Source organism: Marinovum sp. PR37 (genome assembly GCF_028807375.1).
Classification (GTDB): domain Bacteria; phylum Pseudomonadota; class Alphaproteobacteria; order Rhodobacterales; family Rhodobacteraceae; genus Marinovum; species Marinovum algicola.
This window is the reverse complement of the sequence record NZ_JARAML010000070.1, coordinates 1-1490: the sequence shown is the minus strand read 5'-3', so window position 1 is coordinate 1490 and position 1490 is coordinate 1. Positions and strand designations below refer to the sequence as shown.

The following is a 1490-nucleotide window of genomic DNA, read 5'->3' as shown; positions in this document are numbered from 1 at the left end:
ACACGATGTGCGTCAGAGCCAATTTTGCATGCCGATCCACACGACCGACCGCTTCACTGCCTCGGCGAGGACGTTTATTCGAAGCGAGACCGAGAAGAAATCGGATGCCCCGACGTCACGCAACGCCTTGGGCCAGCGGCGGCGGAAATAGAAGATCCCGTTCCTGCGGACGAGATGCAGACCCCATCTTCGGCCGGGGTTCCGAGATCGCGTGCTGCGCCCATGTGAACCAGTTTGTGAACCACGACCGCGTCGAGACGGGAGGATCGCCGCTTGATCAACGGCTATCCCATTGGGAGGGATGGGTTTTTTCTGGACCATGGCTGGGGTGGTAGGATTCGAACCTACGGTACACTGTACCAAAAACAGTTGCCTTACCACTTGGCTACACCCCAACGGTGCGGGTGTCTCTACGCAAATCAGCATGCGGGATCAAGCCCCGTCTGACGAAAAAATTCAGCTTTTTTGCATCCCGCACGCCGCGAGGCAAAACTGCGGAAAATCCGCCAAACTCCGGCGCTTTTTGTCTTGACGCCAGAGGGCTGCTGTCCTAATCCCGCCGGGCCTGTGGCGGAGTAGCTCAGTTGGTTAGAGCAGCGGAATCATAATCCGCGTGTCGGGGGTTCAAGTCCCTCCTCCGCTACCACAAAACCTCATAATTATCAGGTGGTTAAGTGGTTCTCCAGCGCGGGCCTCGCGTGTGGTTCTGGTCTTGGGTTACATTTTGGGTAACAGACGACAGATTCTGCGAGGATAGCTGCTGAGGCGGTGATGGCCTCTGCGTGGCGCTATGGTTGCATCTGAATCGTTTGCCGGTGAACGGGTCATCACAGCAGTAACGCGCACGCTGAAGATGAACGGCCGGCTAGTAGCTTCGCCCCAAAACCGACAGGGACGATCCATCGCAGCCCGCATGTCGCAAGTCAGATCCCGCCGGTGTAACGATTGTCGGGCGCGGCGCGCTCCTTGGCGCGTGTTGAACAGACATTGGCTCGAATGTCGCGTCCGTAGATAGGTCAGCCCGTAGCCACTAGATTATTACGCAATTTATGGAAGCTACTGAGCGCGCAGGTTGTTCATCTGCACTAAATCTCCAAACGAACTGCTCCTTCCCGCGACCGAACCCTACCAAGAACTGACAGAAGCAAACCCAGTCCGGCGAGACGCAGCGAAACCTCATAACGAAGCGGTGCTTTCATATATCGTACATTTGATTAGAGATGTCCTCAATGGCCATGGCGATTCCGATCCATGTCGTTGAGAAATTTATTGCGAGTTTGTGGCTGTGCTGTGAAGCAGATACTGTGGGTCGTTCGTCGCATATGGCGTTGGAATATTGGCGGGGAGTGTGCAAATGAACGCGAATGACATTGTCGGTAAGCTCTGGCGAATGTGCACCATCCTGCGCAAGGATGGCATCACTTATCAGCAATATGTCACCGAACTGTGGACCTGTCGCGGGATTGTGCCGCTCCTTTGACCACGTATCG

2 protein-coding genes and 2 tRNA genes are annotated in these 1490 nt (G+C 55.4%); 1 reads left to right on the top strand and 3 read right to left on the bottom strand.

Features of this window, described 5'->3' with window-relative positions:
• Positions 1 to 12 precede the first annotated feature (12 nt).
• Positions 13 to 321, bottom strand: a complete 309-nt coding sequence (locus tag PVW49_RS23830) for a DUF6538 domain-containing protein (RefSeq protein WP_371398856.1) — start codon at positions 319 to 321, stop codon at positions 13 to 15.
• A tRNA-Gln gene (locus PVW49_RS23645) sits at positions 321 to 395 on the bottom strand. The genes PVW49_RS23830 and PVW49_RS23645 overlap by 1 nt, the downstream gene beginning before the upstream one ends.
• A gap of 174 nt (positions 396 to 569) precedes the next feature.
• Here PVW49_RS23645 and PVW49_RS23640 point away from each other — a divergent pair.
• Positions 570 to 646 (top strand) — tRNA-Met (locus PVW49_RS23640).
• A gap of 549 nt (positions 647 to 1195) precedes the next feature.
• On the opposite strand, the gene PVW49_RS23635 is transcribed toward PVW49_RS23640, so the two are convergent.
• On the bottom strand, positions 1196 to 1490 hold a 295-nt coding region (locus PVW49_RS23635; protein WP_274591797.1), incomplete at its 5' end, for a hypothetical protein.